The following is a 15,754-nucleotide window of genomic DNA, read 5'->3' as shown; positions in this document are numbered from 1 at the left end:
GGCCACAGCGTCATCGTCATCGAGCACGACCTCGACGTCATCGCCGAGGCCGACTGGATCGTCGACCTGGGGCCGGACGGCGGCTCAGGCGGCGGGCGCGTGGTGGTGGCCGGCACGCCGGAGGCGGTGGTGAAGAGCAGGAGTCATACGGGGGTGGCGCTGAAGGCGGTCTTGAAGCGTTGACACGCGGATACCCTCCGCCGTCCATCGCGCCCACGCGCTACAGTCACCCCACCTGACCTGTTCTGGAGCCTGTCCCATGCCGAACTACCGCGACCGGATCACCCTGGAGCCTGGCAAGCGTGGCGGCAAGCCATGCATCCGTGGCCTGCGCATCACCGTGTACGACGTGCTGGAGTGGCTCGCCAGCGGCATGTCCACCGCCGAGATCATCGCGGACTTCCCCGAACTGACCCCGGAAGACATTCAAGCCGCACTCGCCTACGCCGCCGACCGCGAGCGCCACACCGCCTGGGTACGCGCCGCGTGAAGCTGCTGCTGGACGAGAATCTGTCGCGGCGGCTGGTGCCCTCACTGCAAGCGGTGTATCCGGGGTCGAGTCAGGTCGATCTGCTCGACTTGTCCGGCGCGAACGACCATGCCGTCTGGACCTACGCCCGTGCGCACGACTTCGCGATCGTCACCAAGGACGATGACTACCTGGACCTGTCGGCGCATTTCGGCCCGCCGCCCCTCGTGATCCGGCTGGTCATGGGCAATTGCAGCAATGCGCAGGTACTCGCCACGCTGTGCGATCGTCATGCCGAGATCATGAACATCCTGGGTCAGGGGCGGCCAGTCGGGGTGATCGAGCTGGGCTGAACAGTGCTGGGAGGCGAAGGGCACAAGACTGTCAACGGCCATTCCAGTTTCCCCATCCCAACCGGGTTGAGCGTTGTCGTCGGCGGTTCTGCGCATCCGGGCGTGGCGCCCTCGTCATCGAGCACGATCGCCAGCCCCATCAGGCCGCCTCGGCCTTGCGCGGCCGTCCGCCCTTGCGCCCGTTCTCCCGCGACGCCTGCGCCTTGGCCTCGGTGCGCCGGCTGCCGTTGCGCACGGCGATCACCGTCGCCGCCAGGTCCATCAGCGGCTGGCTGGCCGACACCAGCACCGCACTCTGGTCCGAAAAACCGATCAGCAGGGACTGGTACGCCAGCAGGTACTCCACCGACAGCGCGTACAAGTCCAAAAGTCCGATCTCATACCTTCCCACCAACCCCTTTGAATTTCTCAACAAATGCCGCAACCTTCTGAAAGACAATTTGTTTTTTGGTCAGGAATTTTGGATTCAATGGACTCATTTTAGGCAAAACAGCATTAAGCTCAGTGCCATTGTCACTGGCAAATTCCCGCTTCAGTGAAGCAGATATATAGCGCCTAGCTGCATCAGGATTCAATCCTTCGTCACTGATCAGCTCCTGCACCTCGCGCTGCTGCTCCGCCTGAGCAAAATGGAAGAAGGCATCAATCACGCTGGCCTTGTCAACAATCTGGTCCAGATCGGTCTGATTGATGAAGTCCACCAGCAGACTTTCCTTGGCTCGATTGCCGAGGCTGGCGCGAATCACCCGCCGCACCTCATCCACCAACTCAGCCTTGCTCTTGGTCTTCTTGTTGTGCTCGAAGACCAGCTCAAGGATGTAGTCGAGGTTGATTTCCTGCGACTTCAGCAGGTCCACCTCAAAGACCACGTCGTCCCAGTCGATTGTGGACTTCTCTTTCTCGGATCCAGCCTTCTCGCGGCGCAGCCAGTCGCGCACGTCGTTGTAGGTGGATCGGTAGTCCTGAATCTTCCGCTCTGCGGGGAGCGTGATGGCCTGCAGCGCGGTCAGATCCTCGTCGCTCAGGTAGTGCCGCGCCTTGAAATCATCCACGGCCGCGGCATCCGTCAGATCGACAGCTTGGAGTTCCTTCAGGCTGGTGAACTCGTCGTAGTTCTGCAGGATGTTCTCAACGCGCAGGTACTCACCAAACAGCTTGGCGAAGGCCTTCTTGTCTGACTCCTTCTCGATTGCTGCCGGGTCAGGAAAGCGGGCCTCCAGCTCTTGCACCACATCCTTGAAGCCGCGCCTCGCCTCACCGGTAGCCGCATCGGTGAAGCCTTCCATGTACTCCTTGTAGCTCTTCTCCAGCACCACGTTCTTGGTGTTCTTGTCACCGAACAGGGTGATGGCGTCGATGGTCGCCTGCTCCAGGTCGCGGAAGGTGACGATGTTGCCGAAGGTCTTGGTGGCGTCGAAGATGCGGTTGGTGCGCGAGTAGGCCTGCATCAGCCCGTGGAAGCGCAGGTTCTTGTCCACAAACAGCGTGTTGAGCGCGGGGGCGTCAAAACCCGTCAGGAACATGCCCACCACGATGAGCAGGTCGATTTCCTTGGCCTTTACCTGCTTGGCCAGGTCTCGGTAGTAGTTCTGGAAGCCGTTGCTGTCCACGCTGAAGTTGGTCTTGAACAGCGCGTTGTAGTCGGCGATGGCCGCGCTCAGGAATTCCTTGGCGCTGCTGTTCATGGCCGAGACATCAAAGCTCTCGTCCTGAATGTCGCCAATCGCGTCCTGCTCTTCGTTGGCGGCGAACGAGAAGATGGTGGCCACCTTCAGCGGCTTGTCGCTGGTCTTCTGCAACTCCCGGAAGCACTCGTAGTAGAGCTTGGCGGCCTCCACGCTGCTGACTGCAAACATGGCGTTGAAGCCTTTGTTGCCCGCGTGCAGGCGGTGGGTCTTCTGCCGGAAGTTGGTCAGGATGTACTGGGTGATCTCGCGAATGCGATCCGGGTGCAGCAGCGCCTGCTTGTTCTCCGCCGCGCTCAGCTTCTTCTCGTCCTTCTCGGTCTCGATGGCCTTGAACTGCGGGCGAACATCGTTGTAGTCCACCTTGAACTTCAAGACCTTCTCGTCCCGGATCGCATCGGTGATCACATACGAGTGCAGCTCGCGGCCAAACACGCTGGCCGTGGTCTCGGCGCCCAAGGCGTTTTCCGGAAAAATCGGCGTACCCGTGAAACCGAATTGGCAGAACTTCTTGAACTTCCTCTTCAGGTTTTTCTGGGCTTCCCCAAACTGGCTGCGGTGGCACTCATCGAAGATGAACACCACCTGCTTGCCGTAGATGGGCAAGTCAGCCTCGCTTTTCATCAGGTTGTTGAGCTTCTGGATGGTGGTGACGACGATCTTGTTGTCGTCCTTCTCCAGGTTGCGCTTCAGGCCCGCCGTACTGTCTGATCCGTTCACGCTGTCCGGCGAGAAGCGCTGGTATTCCTTCATGGTCTGGTAGTCCAGATCCTTCCGGTCGACCACGAAGAACACCTTGTCGATGAAATCCAGCTCGGTAGCCAGGCGCGCCGCCTTGAAACTTGTCAGCGTCTTGCCAGAACCCGTGGTGTGCCAGATGAAACCACCACTCTCTAGGTTGCTCCAGTTCTTGGCCTGATGGCTGCTCTTGATTTTCCACAGAATGCGTTCCGTGGCGGCAATCTGGTAGGGCCGCATCACCAGCAACGTGTTGCTGACATCGAACACCGAATAATGCAGCAGCACATTGAGCAGGGTTTGCTTCTGAAAAAACGTGGCGGTGAAGTCCTTCAGATCCTTGATCAGCGTGTTGTCGGACTTCGCCCAATTCATGGTGAAGTCGAAGCTGTTCTTGTTGCGCTGCGTGGTGTTGGCGAAATAGCGGGTATCCGTTCCGTTCGAGATCACGAAGAGCTGCAGGTACTTGAACAGCGATTGCTCGCTGTTGAAGCTTTCCTTGCTGTAGCGATGCACCTGGTTGAAAGCCTCGCGGATGGCCACGCCGCGCTTCTTCAGCTCCACCTGCACGAGTGGCAGGCCATTGACCAGAATGGTCACGTCATAGCGGTTGGTGTGCGTACCCGTCTGCTCGAACTGCTTGACCACCTGCACCTTGTTGCGGGTGACGTTCTTCTTGTCCAGCAGATAGATGTTCTGGATGTGGCCGTCGTCAAAGACGAAGTCGTGGATGTAGTCGTCGTGGATCTTGCGGGTCTTCTCGACGATGCCATCACTGGGCTTGTCCAGCCAGGTTTCGACGAAGCGCGGCCATTCCACGTCGGAAAACTGCACATTGTTGAGCGCCTGCAGTTGCGCGCGCACATTGGCCAGCAAGTGGGCAGGCGTCTTGATGCCGGGGGCGAACTCATAGCCTTGGTTCACCAAATCCTGGATCAACTCATGCTCCAGATCACTCTCGCTCTGGTAGCTCTCTGCAGCCTTCCACTCCCGGGTGTATTGGTCCAGAACAATAAAGCCCTTGGACTCGGCGATGGCCTTGTAGTCGTTCATTCGTCAGGTGCCCTGTTGCTTCCAAAAGCCGTAGCTGTTCTTCAAGTGGTCCAGCAAAAACTTGACCGTGGCGCACTCTTGTGGCGTGGGCTGCGCAACGGCCTCATTGGACAGCGTGCTGTGGCTGGTGAACTGGATGATTCGGTTCAGATAGAGCTGCCTGTCTTGTGGTAACAACTCCGACCATCTCGGGTAGCCCAAAAAGCTGGCAGTCTTCTCGTAGAGATTGCGCAGCAAAGTGAAATGGAATCGCTCGACCTTGCTGTCAGCAATGGCCTGCTCGATGGTCTTCAGCAGGTGCAGGTGGTACGAAAAACTCTTGTTTGAATCCCCATACTTCACGGTCAAGTCGAATGTGCCATCTTCGTGGTGTTCCAGAAGGTAGCAGCCATCATTCTTTCCCTTTTTGCTCAGATCAAGCTCGTTGTGAACCACGTTATAGAACAACGGGTTGTGCGTAGTGACAATGAACTTCAGATCGGATTCACTGGATTTGATCAACCCGGCCAGATTAACCGCCAACTCGATCAAGTGATTTTCATCCAGTGAGCTGACCGGATCATCCACAAAGACATAGGTAAGGTTGTTGAATACATCGATGGAGCGCTCGCCAACTTCCGGGATGTTTTTTTCGGCAATCACCTGTTCCAGCAAGGCATTGAACACACTCCAGATGAAGTTGCTTTCTTCACCTTTGGAGATCTTGATATGAGGTTCTGATTGCTGGTTCCCACGCTCAAATGAAAAGCTGACCGACGAGAAATCCGCGCTGAAATGCGGCGTCAACTTGTCGCTGGTGTAGCGTTGGAAAGTCGTGGTGATGCTTTGGTCTTGGCCTTGCTCTTCCAGCACCCACTTGGTGAACGCATTGGGCTGAATATTCAGCTTGGGCTCGACATCCCGCTTTAAGTCGTTGTCCCAGTAAAACAAGTCTTCGGTGAAGGCACTGTAATAGAGAATTTTTTTATTAGCCAAATCCGACGAGGGCGCATCATCTTCTTCTTTCGGCGAGATTAACTGCTTGAACGCCCGCGACAAGCGAGTCTTACCTGTGCCGTTGAAGGCATAGATTAGCTGCACTTTTTTGTTGGCCTTTTGCAACTGCTCCGCGATTTCAGTCAGCGTCTTGCCCATTTTATTCCGCCACCTTTTCCAACTTTGGGAAGCTCAACAGCAAGTCACGGTAGTACTCATATTGCTTCTGGCGCAACTCGATTTCTCGGGGCAGGCCTTCGGTGAGGGAGTTTGTCAGAGCATCAAACTTGTCGAGGATGGCAACTATCCGTTTCTGCTCCACCAACGAAGGTACGGATATTTCCAGTTGCACAAGATCAGACTTATTGATAGCAGGCACCCCGCCTTCCTTTTTCAGGCCCAACAGCATTTCATTTCGCGATTGGAGGAAATAGAATAGGTATTTATTGATCAGAATATTCACATCCAATGATTGCATTTTGTAGCACAAAGGTCCGAGCCAGAATGGCTTAATTTGGTACCCAACGTATCCAATGCCTCCTTGACCCCGCGACGGCGTTGTGACGACATCGCCCGCACAGTTACTTGCTACGCTGTATCCCGATCGTGATGTTCCTGCATTGATGTAATCAAAGCTTGTCGCATCCTCAAGAATTTCAGATGGCTTTGACCCGGTATTTATATCAACCAGAGCCCCCAACTTCTTCCACTCCACACCGCCCTCTTCAAAACTCAACAACCGATCCCGATAGTGAGAGTATTGTTTTTTTCTGGCGGTCAGCTCGGCGGTCAGCTCGGCGGTCAGCTCGGTGAAGGTATCCAGGATGCGGACTATTTCGGCTTGGATTTCAAGCGATTTCTTTGGGTTGCCTGGGCAGGGGATGGGTATTTCGAGCTTTTCAATCGCGTCTATTGATAAGCGTGGAATGCTCGCCCTGCGTACCTGAGATGAAATCTCATGCCGCTTGGATAAAAGGAAGTGATACAGATATTTGCTGTTAACAACCTTTGATTCCGGAAAAAAATAGACATCATCTGCCGCCCAGAATTCAGAATCGCTAAATCCAATTTCGCCCGCAGCGCCTGCGACAATTACAAAGCATGCTCCTGCTTGGGTATTGCTTTCATGGTAGTAGCCAAGAGGCCTCATGCTGTTTTGATAAACCGCATAAGTACCGACTTCTTCCAACTGGCTTTTGACGAGTCTTCTTCCTCGCTGAGGTGACATCAACTGGCCCACTTCGATCCACTCGACCACAACGTCAACCAGCATCTTTTCCAAGAAGCCCACGCCGCTCATGCCTCCAACTCCCCGCCCTCAATCTCTTCCACGATGGCATCAATGTCTTTGCGTAGCTGGTCGATCTTTGCGACTGTGGTTTTGAGTTCGGCATTGAGCTTGGCAATGTCCACCACCTCACGGGTGTCCTTGGCCTCCACATAGCTGCTGACCGAGAGGTTGTATTCGTTGGCCGCCACCTGCTCCAGAGGGACGGACTTGGAGAAGTGCTCGACGTTGGCCTTGCTGTCGAACACGGCCATGATGTCGTCGATGTGTTTGTCCAGCAGCGTGTTGTTATTAGTTTCCTTCTTGAACAACCCGCTCGCGTCAATGAACTGTGTGGTGGTATCGGTCTTGTGCTTGGACAGCACCAGAATGTTCACGGCAATTGTGGTGCCGTAAAACAAATTGGAGGCCAGTGAGATGACACTCTCCACATAGTTGTTGTCCACCAAGTACTGGCGAATCTTTTGCTCAGCCCCACCCCGGTAGAAGATGCCTGGAAAGCACACGATCGCCGCACGGCCCTTGGACGACAGGTAGTTCAGGGCGTGCAGCACAAAGGCGAAATCCGCCTTGGACTTGGGCGCCAGCACGCCGGCCGGGGCAAAACGCTCATCGTTGATCAGGGTAGGGTCGTCGCTGCCGATCCATTTCACCGAATAGGGTGGATTGGAGACGATGGCGTCAAAAGGCCGGTCGTCGGCAAAAAACGGCTCTTCCAGCGTGTTGCCCAGCTGGATATTGAACTTGTCGTAGTTCACGTTGTGCAAGAACATGTTCATCCGCGCCAGGTTGTACGTGGTGTGGTTGATTTCTTGCCCGAAGAAGCCGTCCTCGATCAGGTGCTGGTCGAAATGCTTTTTCGCCTGCAGCAGCAGCGAGCCCGAGCCGCAGGCCGGGTCGTAGATCTTGTTGATGCTGGTCTGGCCGTGCATCGCCAACTGCGCAATCAGCTTGGACACCTGCTGCGGCGTGAAGAACTCGCCGCCCGACTTGCCGGCATTGGCAGCGTAGTTGGAGATCAGGAACTCGTAGGCATCGCCGAACAGGTCGATGTGGCTGGCGTCGAAGTCACCAAAATCCAGATCAGCCACGCCCTTGAGTACCTTGGCCAAGCGGTCGTTCTTCTCCCTGACGGTGTTGCCCAGACGGTTGCTGGTGGTATCAAAGTCAGCGAACAGGCCTTTGATGTCACGCTCGGAGGGATAGCCGATGGCCGAGGCCTCGATCGCCTTGAAGATGTGGGCCAGATCGGTGTTCAGGCTCTGGTTGGTATTGGCACTGGCCGCGACATTGACGAAGAGCTGACTGGGGTAGATGAAATAGCCCTTGGTCTTGATGGCGTCGTCTTTGGCGGCCTCGATGGTCTCGTCATCATCCGCCATGGCGGCGTAGTTCACATCGGCGTCGCCGCCGGTGATGTAGTCGATGAAGTTCTCGCTGATGAAACGATAGAACAGGGTGCCCAGCACATACTGCTTGAAGTCCCAGCCATCGACAGCACCGCGGACCTCGTTGGCGATTTGCCAGATACGGCGCTGCAGTTCGGCGCGTTGTTGTGTGCTTGTCATCTATTTGTTAGGTATGTGAATGAACTGATCGCCAGAACAGGTCCTGAGGGACAAGAGCTGTGCGGCACGGTTGGCTCACCTTGAACACGAGTCAGAGCCTGGATTGTCGAAGGCGAAGATGCCGAGTGTGGCCGAGATCACCTGGAGTCGCCACATCCCGGACAGCCAGAAGACAACCGCCCTACTCCTCGAAGTAGTCCACATCCACCTTCGGCACCTTCAACACCCGCGCCGTCACCCCCACCTCGTGATCGACCATCAGCTCGGCTAGGCGCACACCGTCGACCAGCACGATGCCCTCGACGGATTGCGCGAACTGCAGCGCCTGCGCGGTGTAGCCCGACGTGGTGATGAAGACGCCTTTCTTGGCGCGCTGGCCCGCCAGGGCGCCGTAGAACGCCTGAATCTCGGGCCGCCCGACTGTGCCCTGCCAACGCTTGGCCTGCACATAGACCTTTTCCAGACCGAGTCGGTCCAGCGAGATGATTCCGTCGATGCCCGCGTCGCCCGAGCCGCCGACGCGCTGCAGGTCGGCGCGGTTGGCCCCATAGCCCATGCGGTGCAGCAGGTCGAGCACCAGCGTCTCGAAGAACGCCGGCGTCACGGTGGCCAGCGTATCCAGCAGCTCGGCCACGACCGCGCGGCGGATTTCCTCCAGCGCCAGGCCGAGCCGCTCTTCCGGGCTGGCGATCGGCTGCGGGGGCACGCCGGCCGCTTCGTCCGGGCCGGCATCGGGTGCCACCGGTCGCAGGCGCTGCACGTCCAGGTGCACCATCGCCAGCGTACCGAGCTGCTCGGGCGTCAGCGGCGCCGGATGCTCGGCCACGAAACGCCGGCCGGCCTCCGTCAGTTGCCACCAGCCGCGCCGCGGGCTGTCCGACAGCCCGGCGCGCTTGAGCCGGTCATGCGCCCAGCCGGCGCGGTTCTTGTAGATGAGCTGCGCGCCGCTCGACAGCAGCTGCTGGCGCGCCGCGGCTTCCAGCCCGAGCGCGTCGGCCGCTGCCTCGTGGGCCTCGCGGGCGGGCGCGCCCTCCGGCCGGCCGGCGAGAAAGCGCAGCAGCGGCTCGATGAAGCGGTCGTAGGTCGGCAGCGTGGCCGGTGTTGTCGTCGTCAAGCCGCATCTCTCCCTGCTGGTGCGGTCGTGTCCATTCCCACGGCGTCCTTGTGCGTCAGCCGCAGCGCATCCAGGGCGCGGGCTGCGGGATTCTTCGATCCCGGTGAAGGATCCAGTCTAGGCAGCGGGAAGGCGCGCGGGAGCGCGTGTCACGGCCTGAAGTGAGAAATAAGCCGGGATTTCCGGGGCTGTTTTCCCGGAGAGGGTGGCGGCGGGGGTGGGTGCCCGCCTGCGCGGGCATGACGGGATGGGGGGAGGCAGGTGCCGTCTGCTGCGCCCTCACCCCTCCAGCTGCACCGCCCGCCCGATGTACAGGATCGGCCCGGTCGGGCGGTCGATCGGCGAGCCGCCCTCGGGCTCGAGGGTGATCTCGAAGAGCTGTTCGGGGCGCAGGTCGGGCAGGCGCTCGAGCGGCAGCTCGATGACGCCGCCGGCATCCGTGGTGCGCACCAGGCCCAGGGAGCTGGGGCCGGCGGCGCCGGGGGCCTTGGTCCAGAACTGCAGCGTGCGGCCCGGCGGCGGCGCCTGGGGCGGCACGACCGGGCGCAGCCGCAGCCGGCCCTGCCCCGCCGCGTCGACCCGCACCTCGACCACCCAGCCGTTGCCGCCGCCCTGCGGCGCCTGCAGCACCGCGACGAACTGCTGCTGCTGCGCGGCCGGCGGCGCCATCAGCTGCGGCACCAGGCCTGAGCCCAGCAGCACGCAGCCGGCCAGCGCCAGCCCGCTGAGCGACTGCCACAGGCCCAGGCGCTGCCACCAGGGCGGCGTCGCGGCCGGGGCACGCGCGGCGGCGGCCCCCGGCGACAGGCGCGCCTCGATGCGCCGCCACAGCCCGGCGGAGGGCTCGGCCGGCGCCACCCGGGCGCTCAGCGCCAGGAAGCGGTCCTGCCAGTGCGCGACCTCGGCGCGCAGCGCGGCATCACCGCCGAGCGCCCGCTCGAAGGCCTCGCGCTCGTCCGGCGCCAGCGTGCCCAGCACATATTCGCCAGCGGCGGCGCTGCGGTCCTCGGGGGTCTGCAGATTCAGCATGGGGACAGGCACTCCCTCAGCGCCAGCAGGCTGCGGCGGATCCACGACTTGACCGAACCCAGCGGCGACCCCAGCCGGGAGGCGATCTGCTCGTGGGTGTAGCCATCGACATAGGCGTGCACGACACAGGCGCGCGGGCGCTCCTCCAGCCGGTCGAGACAGCGCTCGAGGCCGGCGGTGTCGAGGCCGCGATCGTCGCCGTCGGGCGCAGTGGCGGACTGCAGGCGGTCCGACAGGCCGGCCAGATCCTCCGGATCGACCGCGACCGTCTCGACGCCACGGCCGCCGCGCACCGCGCGCAGCGCCTGGTGGCGCACCACGGTGTAGATCCAGCCCCGGCCGGAGCCCAGCGCCGCATCGAAGGTGGCTGCGCGCTGCCAGACCTGCAGGAAGGCGTCCTGCAGCACATCCTCGGCCAGCGCGTCGTCGCGCACGATGCGCCGCACCACGCCGAGCAGCCAGCGGCCCTCGTGCTCGTAGAGCATGCGCAGCGCGAAGCGCTCGCCGCGGGCGCAGGCCTGCAGCGCGGCATCATGGTCGAGGGTCAGGGCGGCGGCAGCGGAGGCGGCGGCAGGGGGCAAGGGCGGTCCTTTCGGTCTCGGCAGCGGCGTTTTGCCATTCTGCGAGAAGGGACTACCCAGGACCAAGGCACCGGCCGCCAGCCGTCAGCCGCCTGGGGGCATTCACCCGGCTCAGGCGCCCGGCTTCCAGAAGATGTAGTCGGCCTGGTACTGCACCACCTGGCGCTGGCCGGTCTGGCCTTCGCCGCAGGCCATCGCCGGCGCCACGCCGCCGCGGGTGGCCAGGCGCTGGATGTAGCTCACGCCCTCGAGCACGCCGCGGCCGGTGGCCGGGTTGGCCTTGACCAGCTGCAGCGGGATGTCGCCGGCCGCGGCAGGCACCAGCCCGACCTGCGTGCCGGTCAGCGCCGAGCCGTCGTCGGCCGCCCAGGTCGCCGGCGGGCCGAAGTAGCGGCCCAGCTTCATGCCGCTGCGGCTGCGCAGCTCGGCGTCCGGGCCGACGAAGACCCACTCGAACGCGCCCGGCGTGCCGGCCTTGGCGCGGCATTCATAGGTGATCTGGCCGACACCGACGGTTTCCCAGGCGACGCGGTGGCCGGCGGGCACCTGCACCGGCGTCGGCAGCGCGGTCTGCGAGGTGGCGGTCATCGAGGTGGTCGCGCCCATCGGCGCGGAGGTCGACGAGCAGGCGGCCAGGCCGGCGCTCAGCAGCACGGCGGCGGCAAAGGCGAGGCGGCGGGGGGTGGCGGCGGCGAAGGACGAGCGAACGGTCATGGCAATGCTCCCGGAGGTGAATGAATCGGAGGAGCCGTCGACGCCGGGCTGGCGACGATCGTCTCGACCTTCACTAGCCGGGCCGATGCCGGACGGATGCAGCCGGAGGCGACGCAGATGCAACAGCATGTATCCATCCTGCGATCCGACCTCAGGGGAACCCGATGGTGCCCGGCCGCACATCGTCCTAGCATCGACACACACCCCGCCGGCTCGCACGGGGCGGCCGGTCGGTCTGTCGTCCGAAGGAGGTCTGCACCATGGATCATGTCGCACAGGTCACCGGTCACCTTCCGCGCCGCGCCCGTCAGGCGGCCGACGCGCCCGAGGTCCGCCAGGTCACGGTCACCCAGCCGCTGCGATGGCTGAAACGCGGCTGGGAGGATCTGTCGCATCACCCGGCCGCCAGCCTGGGCGGCGGCCTGGCGGTCGCCGCGATGGGCGCGGCGCTGATCGTCGCCGGCCGGCATCTGCCGCACTTGGCGCCGACGCTGGTCGGCGGCTTCCTGCTGCTGGCGCCGCTGGTGGCGCTGCCCTTTCATGCGCTGTCGCGCCAGCGGCTGGCCAGCGCGCGGCCCGACCTGGGCGAGGCGCTGGCCGATGGCTGGCGCAACGCCGGCTCGCTCGGACTGTTCGGGCTGGTGCTGGCGATCGCCTTCCTGCTCTGGGAGCGGGTCGGCGCGGTGAGCTTCGCGCTGCTGTACGGCGGCCTGGTGCCGGACCTGTCGAACCTGCTGTTCGACGTGCTGCTGTCGGGCCGCTACACCGCGCTGGCCGTCGCCTTCGTCGGCATCGGTGCACTGTTCGCGGCGGCGGTCTTCGTCATCGGGGTGGTCTCGGTGCCGATGCTGCTCGACCGCGAGGACGGCGACCTGATCGCCGCGATCGCCACCAGCGTGCGCGCCTGCCGCGCCAGCCCGGCAGCGATGCTGCTGTGGGCGGGGCTGATCGTCACGCTGATGGCGGTCGGCTACGCGACCGCGCTGCTCGGGCTGATCGTGATCTTCCCGCTGCTCGGCCACGCGAGCTGGCACGCCTACCGCGACATGGTCGAGTAGGCGGGCCGCGTCGGGCTCAGGCCGGCGCCGTGCGCGAGTAGCGCAGCAGCCGCCCGCGATAGGGCAGGCCGTCGGCCTCGGGCGTGCGCAGCGTGGTCTCGTGCAGCACGAAGCCCAGGCCGCTCATCCGGCGGGTGAAGGCCGGCCGGTTGCCCCGATCGGGATCGACGATCAGCACCTCGGCGTCCGGCTCGGCATGGCGCTCGACGAAGCGGGCCAGATGGCCCTGCTCGTCGCGCTCATACAGCACGTCGCTGCCCATGATGACGTCGAAGCGTCCCTGCACCGGTGCGGCATCGGCCGGATGGGCCGCTGCCGGCACGCCCGCCCGGCCTGCCCAGTCGCCACGCCGGTAGACCAGCGGGGCGAGTGCGTTCAGGCTCAGGTTGTCATGCAGGAAATCCGGGGCCAGCGGATGGGCATCGGAGGCGGTCACGTCGATGCCACGCCGGTGGCAGACCAGGCTGGCCAGCGCCAGCCCGCAGCCGACCTCGAGAATGCGCTCACCCGCCTTGAGCGGCCGGGCCGCCATGTGGGCCGCCAGCTGCAGGCCCGAGGGCCAGAGCATGCCGAACAGCGGCCAGGTGGCGGAGGAGAATCCCGCGGCCTCGGCCCGGCCGTCGGGATCGGCGTACTGCTGGCGATCCAGCAGCGACCGGATCAGCAGGCTGTCGGCGCCACGGATGGCGACCTGCTGCTGCCGGGTCTGGTAGCCGGGCATCCGGAGCGCTTTCGCGCCGCCGGATCAGTAGCTGCGACGGTTGCCGCCGCCGAATCCGCCACCACCGTAGCCGCCGCCAGCCGGGCGATCCTCGCGGGGACGGGCGGCATTGACCACCAGGGCGCGGCCGCCGAAGGACTGGCCGTGCATGCCGGAGATGGCGCTGCGCGCATCTTCACCGGAAGCCATCTCGACAAAGGCGAAGCCCTTGGACCGACCGGTTTCGCGGTCGGTCATGACCTTGGCGGAGGCGACTTCGCCGAAGCGGGCGAAATGCTCGCGCAGATCTTCGTCGCGCATCGTGTAGGGCAGATTGCCGACGTAGAGCTTGTTGTCCATGATGGACCTTTCCAGAAATGCCGCGGAATGTGACGTGCCTGCCGCAGGCGCCAGGCGATCCGGGCCTGCCACCGGCGCCAGCCGGCGGTCAGCCCCGTGAATCAGAAGCGCCGACGCGGAGCGGACGGCGCGCCACCCGAGCGGGGCTCGAGGTGACGGAAGGTGATGCGACCCTTGTTCAGGTCGTAGGGCGACAGCTCGAGCGAGACCTTGTCACCCGCCAGGATGCGGATGTGGTGCTTGCGCATCTTGCCGCCGGTGTAGGCGATGAGGCTGTGCCCGTTCTCGAGCTTCACGCGGAAACGCGAGTCGGGCAGCACTTCCTCGACCTCGCCGCGCATTTCGATGAGTTCTTCCTTGGCCATGAGCAGAATTCCTGTGCAGTGGCGCCCCGTCCTGAATCGTTCAGGCCGGCAGCGCGGGTTGGTGGAGGTACCCCAGGCCCTGATCCAGCGCGTACTGCGCGGCGGCCTCGGATGAAGGGAACAGCGGGATGAAGCGGTAGACCCGATCATGGGTCCCCTCGCCACGGCCGCTGCGAATGGAGAGCGACGCGGCATACCGACCGCAGTCGGTGCGTCGGGTGGTGGAGGACAGGATGAACCTGCCCACGGTGCGAATGTCAGGAGAAGAAGGAATCAAGGAACCGGCGCCGCAGCAAGGGCTGCCAGCGCGAGACTGCCTGGAACGGTCGGCAGGACTGCCCGACGAGGGCAGATCAATGTCCCGAGTCACGCCACTCCTGCCGCAACAGCCACAGGAGTCGGGATCGATGTACCAGACGGAGCTTGCCTGGAATGGCGGGCCAGTCACGAACCGGACCGACCTTGCCGAGGACGCGATGCCCCGAGGGGCATGGAGTGCGACGAAATGCTGCTGAGGTAAGCGAAACGGCAGCAATTCCGCCGCACTATAGCACGACTCATGCCGCCCTTGGCGGTCAGCCGATGATCAGACGTTGAACAGGAAGTTCATCACGTCGCCGTCCTTGACGACGTACTCCTTGCCTTCGGCGCGCATCTTGCCGGCGTCCTTGGCGCCCTGCTCGCCGCCGAACTGGATGTAGTCCTCGTAGGCGATGGTCTGGGCGCGGATGAAGCCGCGCTCGAAGTCGCCGTGGATGACGCCGGCCGCCTGCGGCGCGGTGTCGCCGACGCGGATGGTCCAGGCGCGCACTTCCTTCACGCCCGCGGTGAAGTAGGTCTGCAGGCCCAGCAGCCGGAAACCCGCGCGGATCAGGCGGTTCAGGCCCGGCTCGTCCTGGCCCATCTCGGCCAGGAACATCGCGCGGTCCTCGTCGTCCATCTCCGACAGATCGGCCTCGGTCTTGGCGCAGATCGCCACCACCGGCGCCTTCTGCGCCTCGGCGTAGGCCTTCAGGCGGTCGAGCAGCGGGTTGTTCTCGAAGCCGTCTTCCGACACGTTGCCGACGAACATCGCCGGCTTGGCGGTGATCAGGCACAGCGGCTTGAGGATGAGACGCTCTTCCTTGCTGAAGTCGATCGAGCGCACCGGCTGCGCCTGATCCAGCGCGGCCTGGCACTTCTCGAGCACCTTCACCAGCGCGGCGGCTTCCTTGTCGTTGCCCGAGCGCGCGGCCTTGAGCGAGCGCTGCAGCGTCTTCTCGACCGTGCCCAGGTCGGCCAGGCACAGCTCGGTCTGGATGACCTCGATGTCGGCGATCGGATCGACCCGGCCGGCGACGTGGATGACGTTGTCGTCCTCGAAGCAGCGCACCACGTTCACGATCGCGTCGGTCTCGCGGATGTGGCTCAGGAACTGGTTGCCCAGGCCTTCGCCCTTGCTCGCGCCCGCCACCAGACCGGCGATGTCGACGAACTCGACGATGGCCGGCAGGATGCGCTCGGGCTTGACGATCTCGGCCAGGCCGTTCAGACGCGGATCAGGCACCTCGACCACGCCGACATTGGGCTCGATGGTGCAGAACGGATAGTTCTCGGCAGCGATGCCGGCCTTGGTCAGGGCGTTGAAGAGGGTGGACTTGCCGACGTTGGGCAGGCCGACGATGCCGCACTTGAGGCTCATGATGACAATCTCTTGGAGGGGGC

The 15,754-nt window shown here is 63.1% G+C and carries 18 protein-coding genes; 4 read left to right on the top strand and 14 right to left on the bottom strand.

The window, feature by feature from the left end:
- From NFT33_RS01560 to NFT33_RS01550, 3 genes are all read left to right on the top strand, one after another.
- The coding region (locus NFT33_RS01560) for a hypothetical protein (protein WP_251672689.1) at nucleotides 1–183 on the top strand (183 nt) is incomplete at its 5' end.
- Between the two features lie 76 nt (nucleotides 184–259).
- A complete protein-coding gene (locus NFT33_RS01555) occupies nucleotides 260–490 on the top strand; it encodes a DUF433 domain-containing protein (RefSeq protein ID WP_149502307.1) in 231 nt (76 codons plus the stop codon).
- The gene (locus tag NFT33_RS01550; protein ID WP_251672688.1) at nucleotides 487–822 is read left to right on the top strand and encodes a DUF5615 family PIN-like protein; all 336 of its coding nucleotides are present in this window, start codon (nucleotides 487–489) and stop codon (nucleotides 820–822) included. Before NFT33_RS01555 ends, NFT33_RS01550 begins: the two co-directional genes overlap by 4 nt.
- Nucleotides 823–961: 139 nt before the next feature.
- Here the strand turns inward: NFT33_RS01550 and NFT33_RS01545 are convergent, their stop codons facing one another.
- The 9 genes from NFT33_RS01545 to NFT33_RS01505 form a co-directional block, all read right to left on the bottom strand.
- The gene (locus NFT33_RS01545; RefSeq protein ID WP_251672687.1) at nucleotides 962–1,183 is read right to left on the bottom strand and encodes a hypothetical protein; all 222 of its coding nucleotides are present in this window, start codon (nucleotides 1,181–1,183) and stop codon (nucleotides 962–964) included.
- 16 nt (nucleotides 1,184–1,199) lie between these two features.
- Nucleotides 1,200–4,298 (bottom strand): type I restriction endonuclease subunit R, encoded by a 3,099-nt coding sequence (locus tag NFT33_RS01540; RefSeq protein ID WP_251672686.1) that lies wholly within the window; start codon nucleotides 4,296–4,298, stop codon nucleotides 1,200–1,202.
- Nucleotides 4,299–4,301: 3 nt separating this feature from the next.
- Nucleotides 4,302–5,432 (bottom strand): AAA family ATPase, encoded by a 1,131-nt coding sequence (locus NFT33_RS01535; RefSeq protein WP_251672685.1) that lies wholly within the window; start codon nucleotides 5,430–5,432, stop codon nucleotides 4,302–4,304.
- A gap of 1 nt (nucleotide 5,433) precedes the next feature.
- Nucleotides 5,434–6,573 carry a restriction endonuclease subunit S gene (locus tag NFT33_RS01530; protein ID WP_251672684.1) on the bottom strand — a complete coding sequence of 380 codons (1,140 nt, stop codon included), beginning with the start codon at nucleotides 6,571–6,573 and terminating at the stop codon, nucleotides 5,434–5,436.
- Nucleotides 6,570–8,129 carry a type I restriction-modification system subunit M gene (locus NFT33_RS01525; RefSeq protein WP_251672683.1) on the bottom strand — a complete coding sequence of 520 codons (1,560 nt, stop codon included), beginning with the start codon at nucleotides 8,127–8,129 and terminating at the stop codon, nucleotides 6,570–6,572. The genes NFT33_RS01530 and NFT33_RS01525 overlap by 4 nt, the downstream gene beginning before the upstream one ends.
- Nucleotides 8,130–8,310: 181 nt before the next feature.
- A complete protein-coding gene (locus NFT33_RS01520; RefSeq protein ID WP_251672682.1) occupies nucleotides 8,311–9,243 on the bottom strand; it encodes a restriction endonuclease in 933 nt (310 codons plus the stop codon).
- Nucleotides 9,244–9,522: 279 nt separating this feature from the next.
- Nucleotides 9,523–10,272: an anti-sigma factor gene (locus NFT33_RS01515; RefSeq protein WP_251672681.1), complete on the bottom strand. Its 750-nt coding sequence runs from the start codon at nucleotides 10,270–10,272 to the stop codon at nucleotides 9,523–9,525.
- The gene (locus NFT33_RS01510) at nucleotides 10,266–10,853 is read right to left on the bottom strand and encodes a sigma-70 family RNA polymerase sigma factor (protein WP_251672680.1); all 588 of its coding nucleotides are present in this window, start codon (nucleotides 10,851–10,853) and stop codon (nucleotides 10,266–10,268) included. Before NFT33_RS01510 ends, NFT33_RS01515 begins: the two co-directional genes overlap by 7 nt.
- A 111-nt stretch (nucleotides 10,854–10,964) precedes the next feature.
- Nucleotides 10,965–11,567: a DUF3455 domain-containing protein gene (locus tag NFT33_RS01505; protein WP_220786920.1), complete on the bottom strand. Its 603-nt coding sequence runs from the start codon at nucleotides 11,565–11,567 to the stop codon at nucleotides 10,965–10,967.
- A gap of 260 nt (nucleotides 11,568–11,827) precedes the next feature.
- Here NFT33_RS01505 and NFT33_RS01500 point away from each other — a divergent pair, with 260 nt between their 5' ends.
- On the top strand, nucleotides 11,828–12,625 hold the full coding sequence (locus NFT33_RS01500; RefSeq protein WP_251672679.1) for a DUF2189 domain-containing protein: 798 nt from the start codon (nucleotides 11,828–11,830) through the stop codon (nucleotides 12,623–12,625).
- A gap of 16 nt (nucleotides 12,626–12,641) precedes the next feature.
- Here NFT33_RS01500 and NFT33_RS01495 read toward each other — a convergent pair whose 3' ends face one another.
- From NFT33_RS01495 to ychF, 5 genes are all read right to left on the bottom strand, one after another.
- On the bottom strand, nucleotides 12,642–13,346 hold the full coding sequence (locus tag NFT33_RS01495; protein WP_220786922.1) for a class I SAM-dependent methyltransferase: 705 nt from the start codon (nucleotides 13,344–13,346) through the stop codon (nucleotides 12,642–12,644).
- Nucleotides 13,347–13,370: 24 nt separating this feature from the next.
- A complete protein-coding gene (locus NFT33_RS01490) occupies nucleotides 13,371–13,685 on the bottom strand; it encodes an RNA recognition motif domain-containing protein (RefSeq protein ID WP_037484846.1) in 315 nt (104 codons plus the stop codon).
- Nucleotides 13,686–13,786: 101 nt separating this feature from the next.
- On the bottom strand, nucleotides 13,787–14,050 hold the full coding sequence (gene infA, locus NFT33_RS01485; protein ID WP_037484844.1) for a translation initiation factor IF-1: 264 nt from the start codon (nucleotides 14,048–14,050) through the stop codon (nucleotides 13,787–13,789).
- Between the two features lie 40 nt (nucleotides 14,051–14,090).
- Nucleotides 14,091–14,297: a hypothetical protein gene (locus NFT33_RS01480; RefSeq protein ID WP_037484842.1), complete on the bottom strand. Its 207-nt coding sequence runs from the start codon at nucleotides 14,295–14,297 to the stop codon at nucleotides 14,091–14,093.
- 339 nt (nucleotides 14,298–14,636) lie between these two features.
- A complete protein-coding gene (gene ychF, locus NFT33_RS01475; protein WP_149502294.1) occupies nucleotides 14,637–15,731 on the bottom strand; it encodes a redox-regulated ATPase YchF in 1,095 nt (364 codons plus the stop codon).
- Between the last annotated feature and the right edge of the window lie 23 nt (nucleotides 15,732–15,754).

Origin of the sequence: Sphaerotilus sp. FB-3 (assembly GCF_023706025.1) — a bacterium.
In the GTDB taxonomy this organism is placed as follows: Bacteria; Pseudomonadota; Gammaproteobacteria; order Burkholderiales; family Burkholderiaceae_C; genus Sphaerotilus; species Sphaerotilus sulfidivorans.
This window is presented reverse-complemented; position numbering and strand designations above follow the sequence as displayed.

Coding starts and splice junctions, on each gene's coding strand:
- NFT33_RS01555 (WP_149502307.1), top strand. CDS start 260: ATGCCGAACTACCGCGACCGGATCACCCTGGAGCCTGGCAAGCGTGGC.
- NFT33_RS01540 (WP_251672686.1), bottom strand. CDS start 4,298: ATGAACGACTACAAGGCCATCGCCGAGTCCAAGGGCTTTATTGTTCTG.
- NFT33_RS01535 (WP_251672685.1), bottom strand. CDS start 5,432: ATGGGCAAGACGCTGACTGAAATCGCGGAGCAGTTGCAAAAGGCCAAC.
- NFT33_RS01530 (WP_251672684.1), bottom strand. CDS start 6,573: ATGAGCGGCGTGGGCTTCTTGGAAAAGATGCTGGTTGACGTTGTGGTC.
- NFT33_RS01525 (WP_251672683.1), bottom strand. CDS start 8,129: ATGACAAGCACACAACAACGCGCCGAACTGCAGCGCCGTATCTGGCAA.
- NFT33_RS01515 (WP_251672681.1), bottom strand. CDS start 10,272: ATGCTGAATCTGCAGACCCCCGAGGACCGCAGCGCCGCCGCTGGCGAA.
- NFT33_RS01505 (WP_220786920.1), bottom strand. CDS start 11,567: ATGACCGTTCGCTCGTCCTTCGCCGCCGCCACCCCCCGCCGCCTCGCC.
- NFT33_RS01500 (WP_251672679.1), top strand. CDS start 11,828: ATGGATCATGTCGCACAGGTCACCGGTCACCTTCCGCGCCGCGCCCGT.
- NFT33_RS01495 (WP_220786922.1), bottom strand. CDS start 13,346: ATGCCCGGCTACCAGACCCGGCAGCAGCAGGTCGCCATCCGTGGCGCC.
- NFT33_RS01490 (WP_037484846.1), bottom strand. CDS start 13,685: ATGGACAACAAGCTCTACGTCGGCAATCTGCCCTACACGATGCGCGAC.
- infA (WP_037484844.1), bottom strand. CDS start 14,050: ATGGCCAAGGAAGAACTCATCGAAATGCGCGGCGAGGTCGAGGAAGTG.
- ychF (WP_149502294.1), bottom strand. CDS start 15,731: ATGAGCCTCAAGTGCGGCATCGTCGGCCTGCCCAACGTCGGCAAGTCC.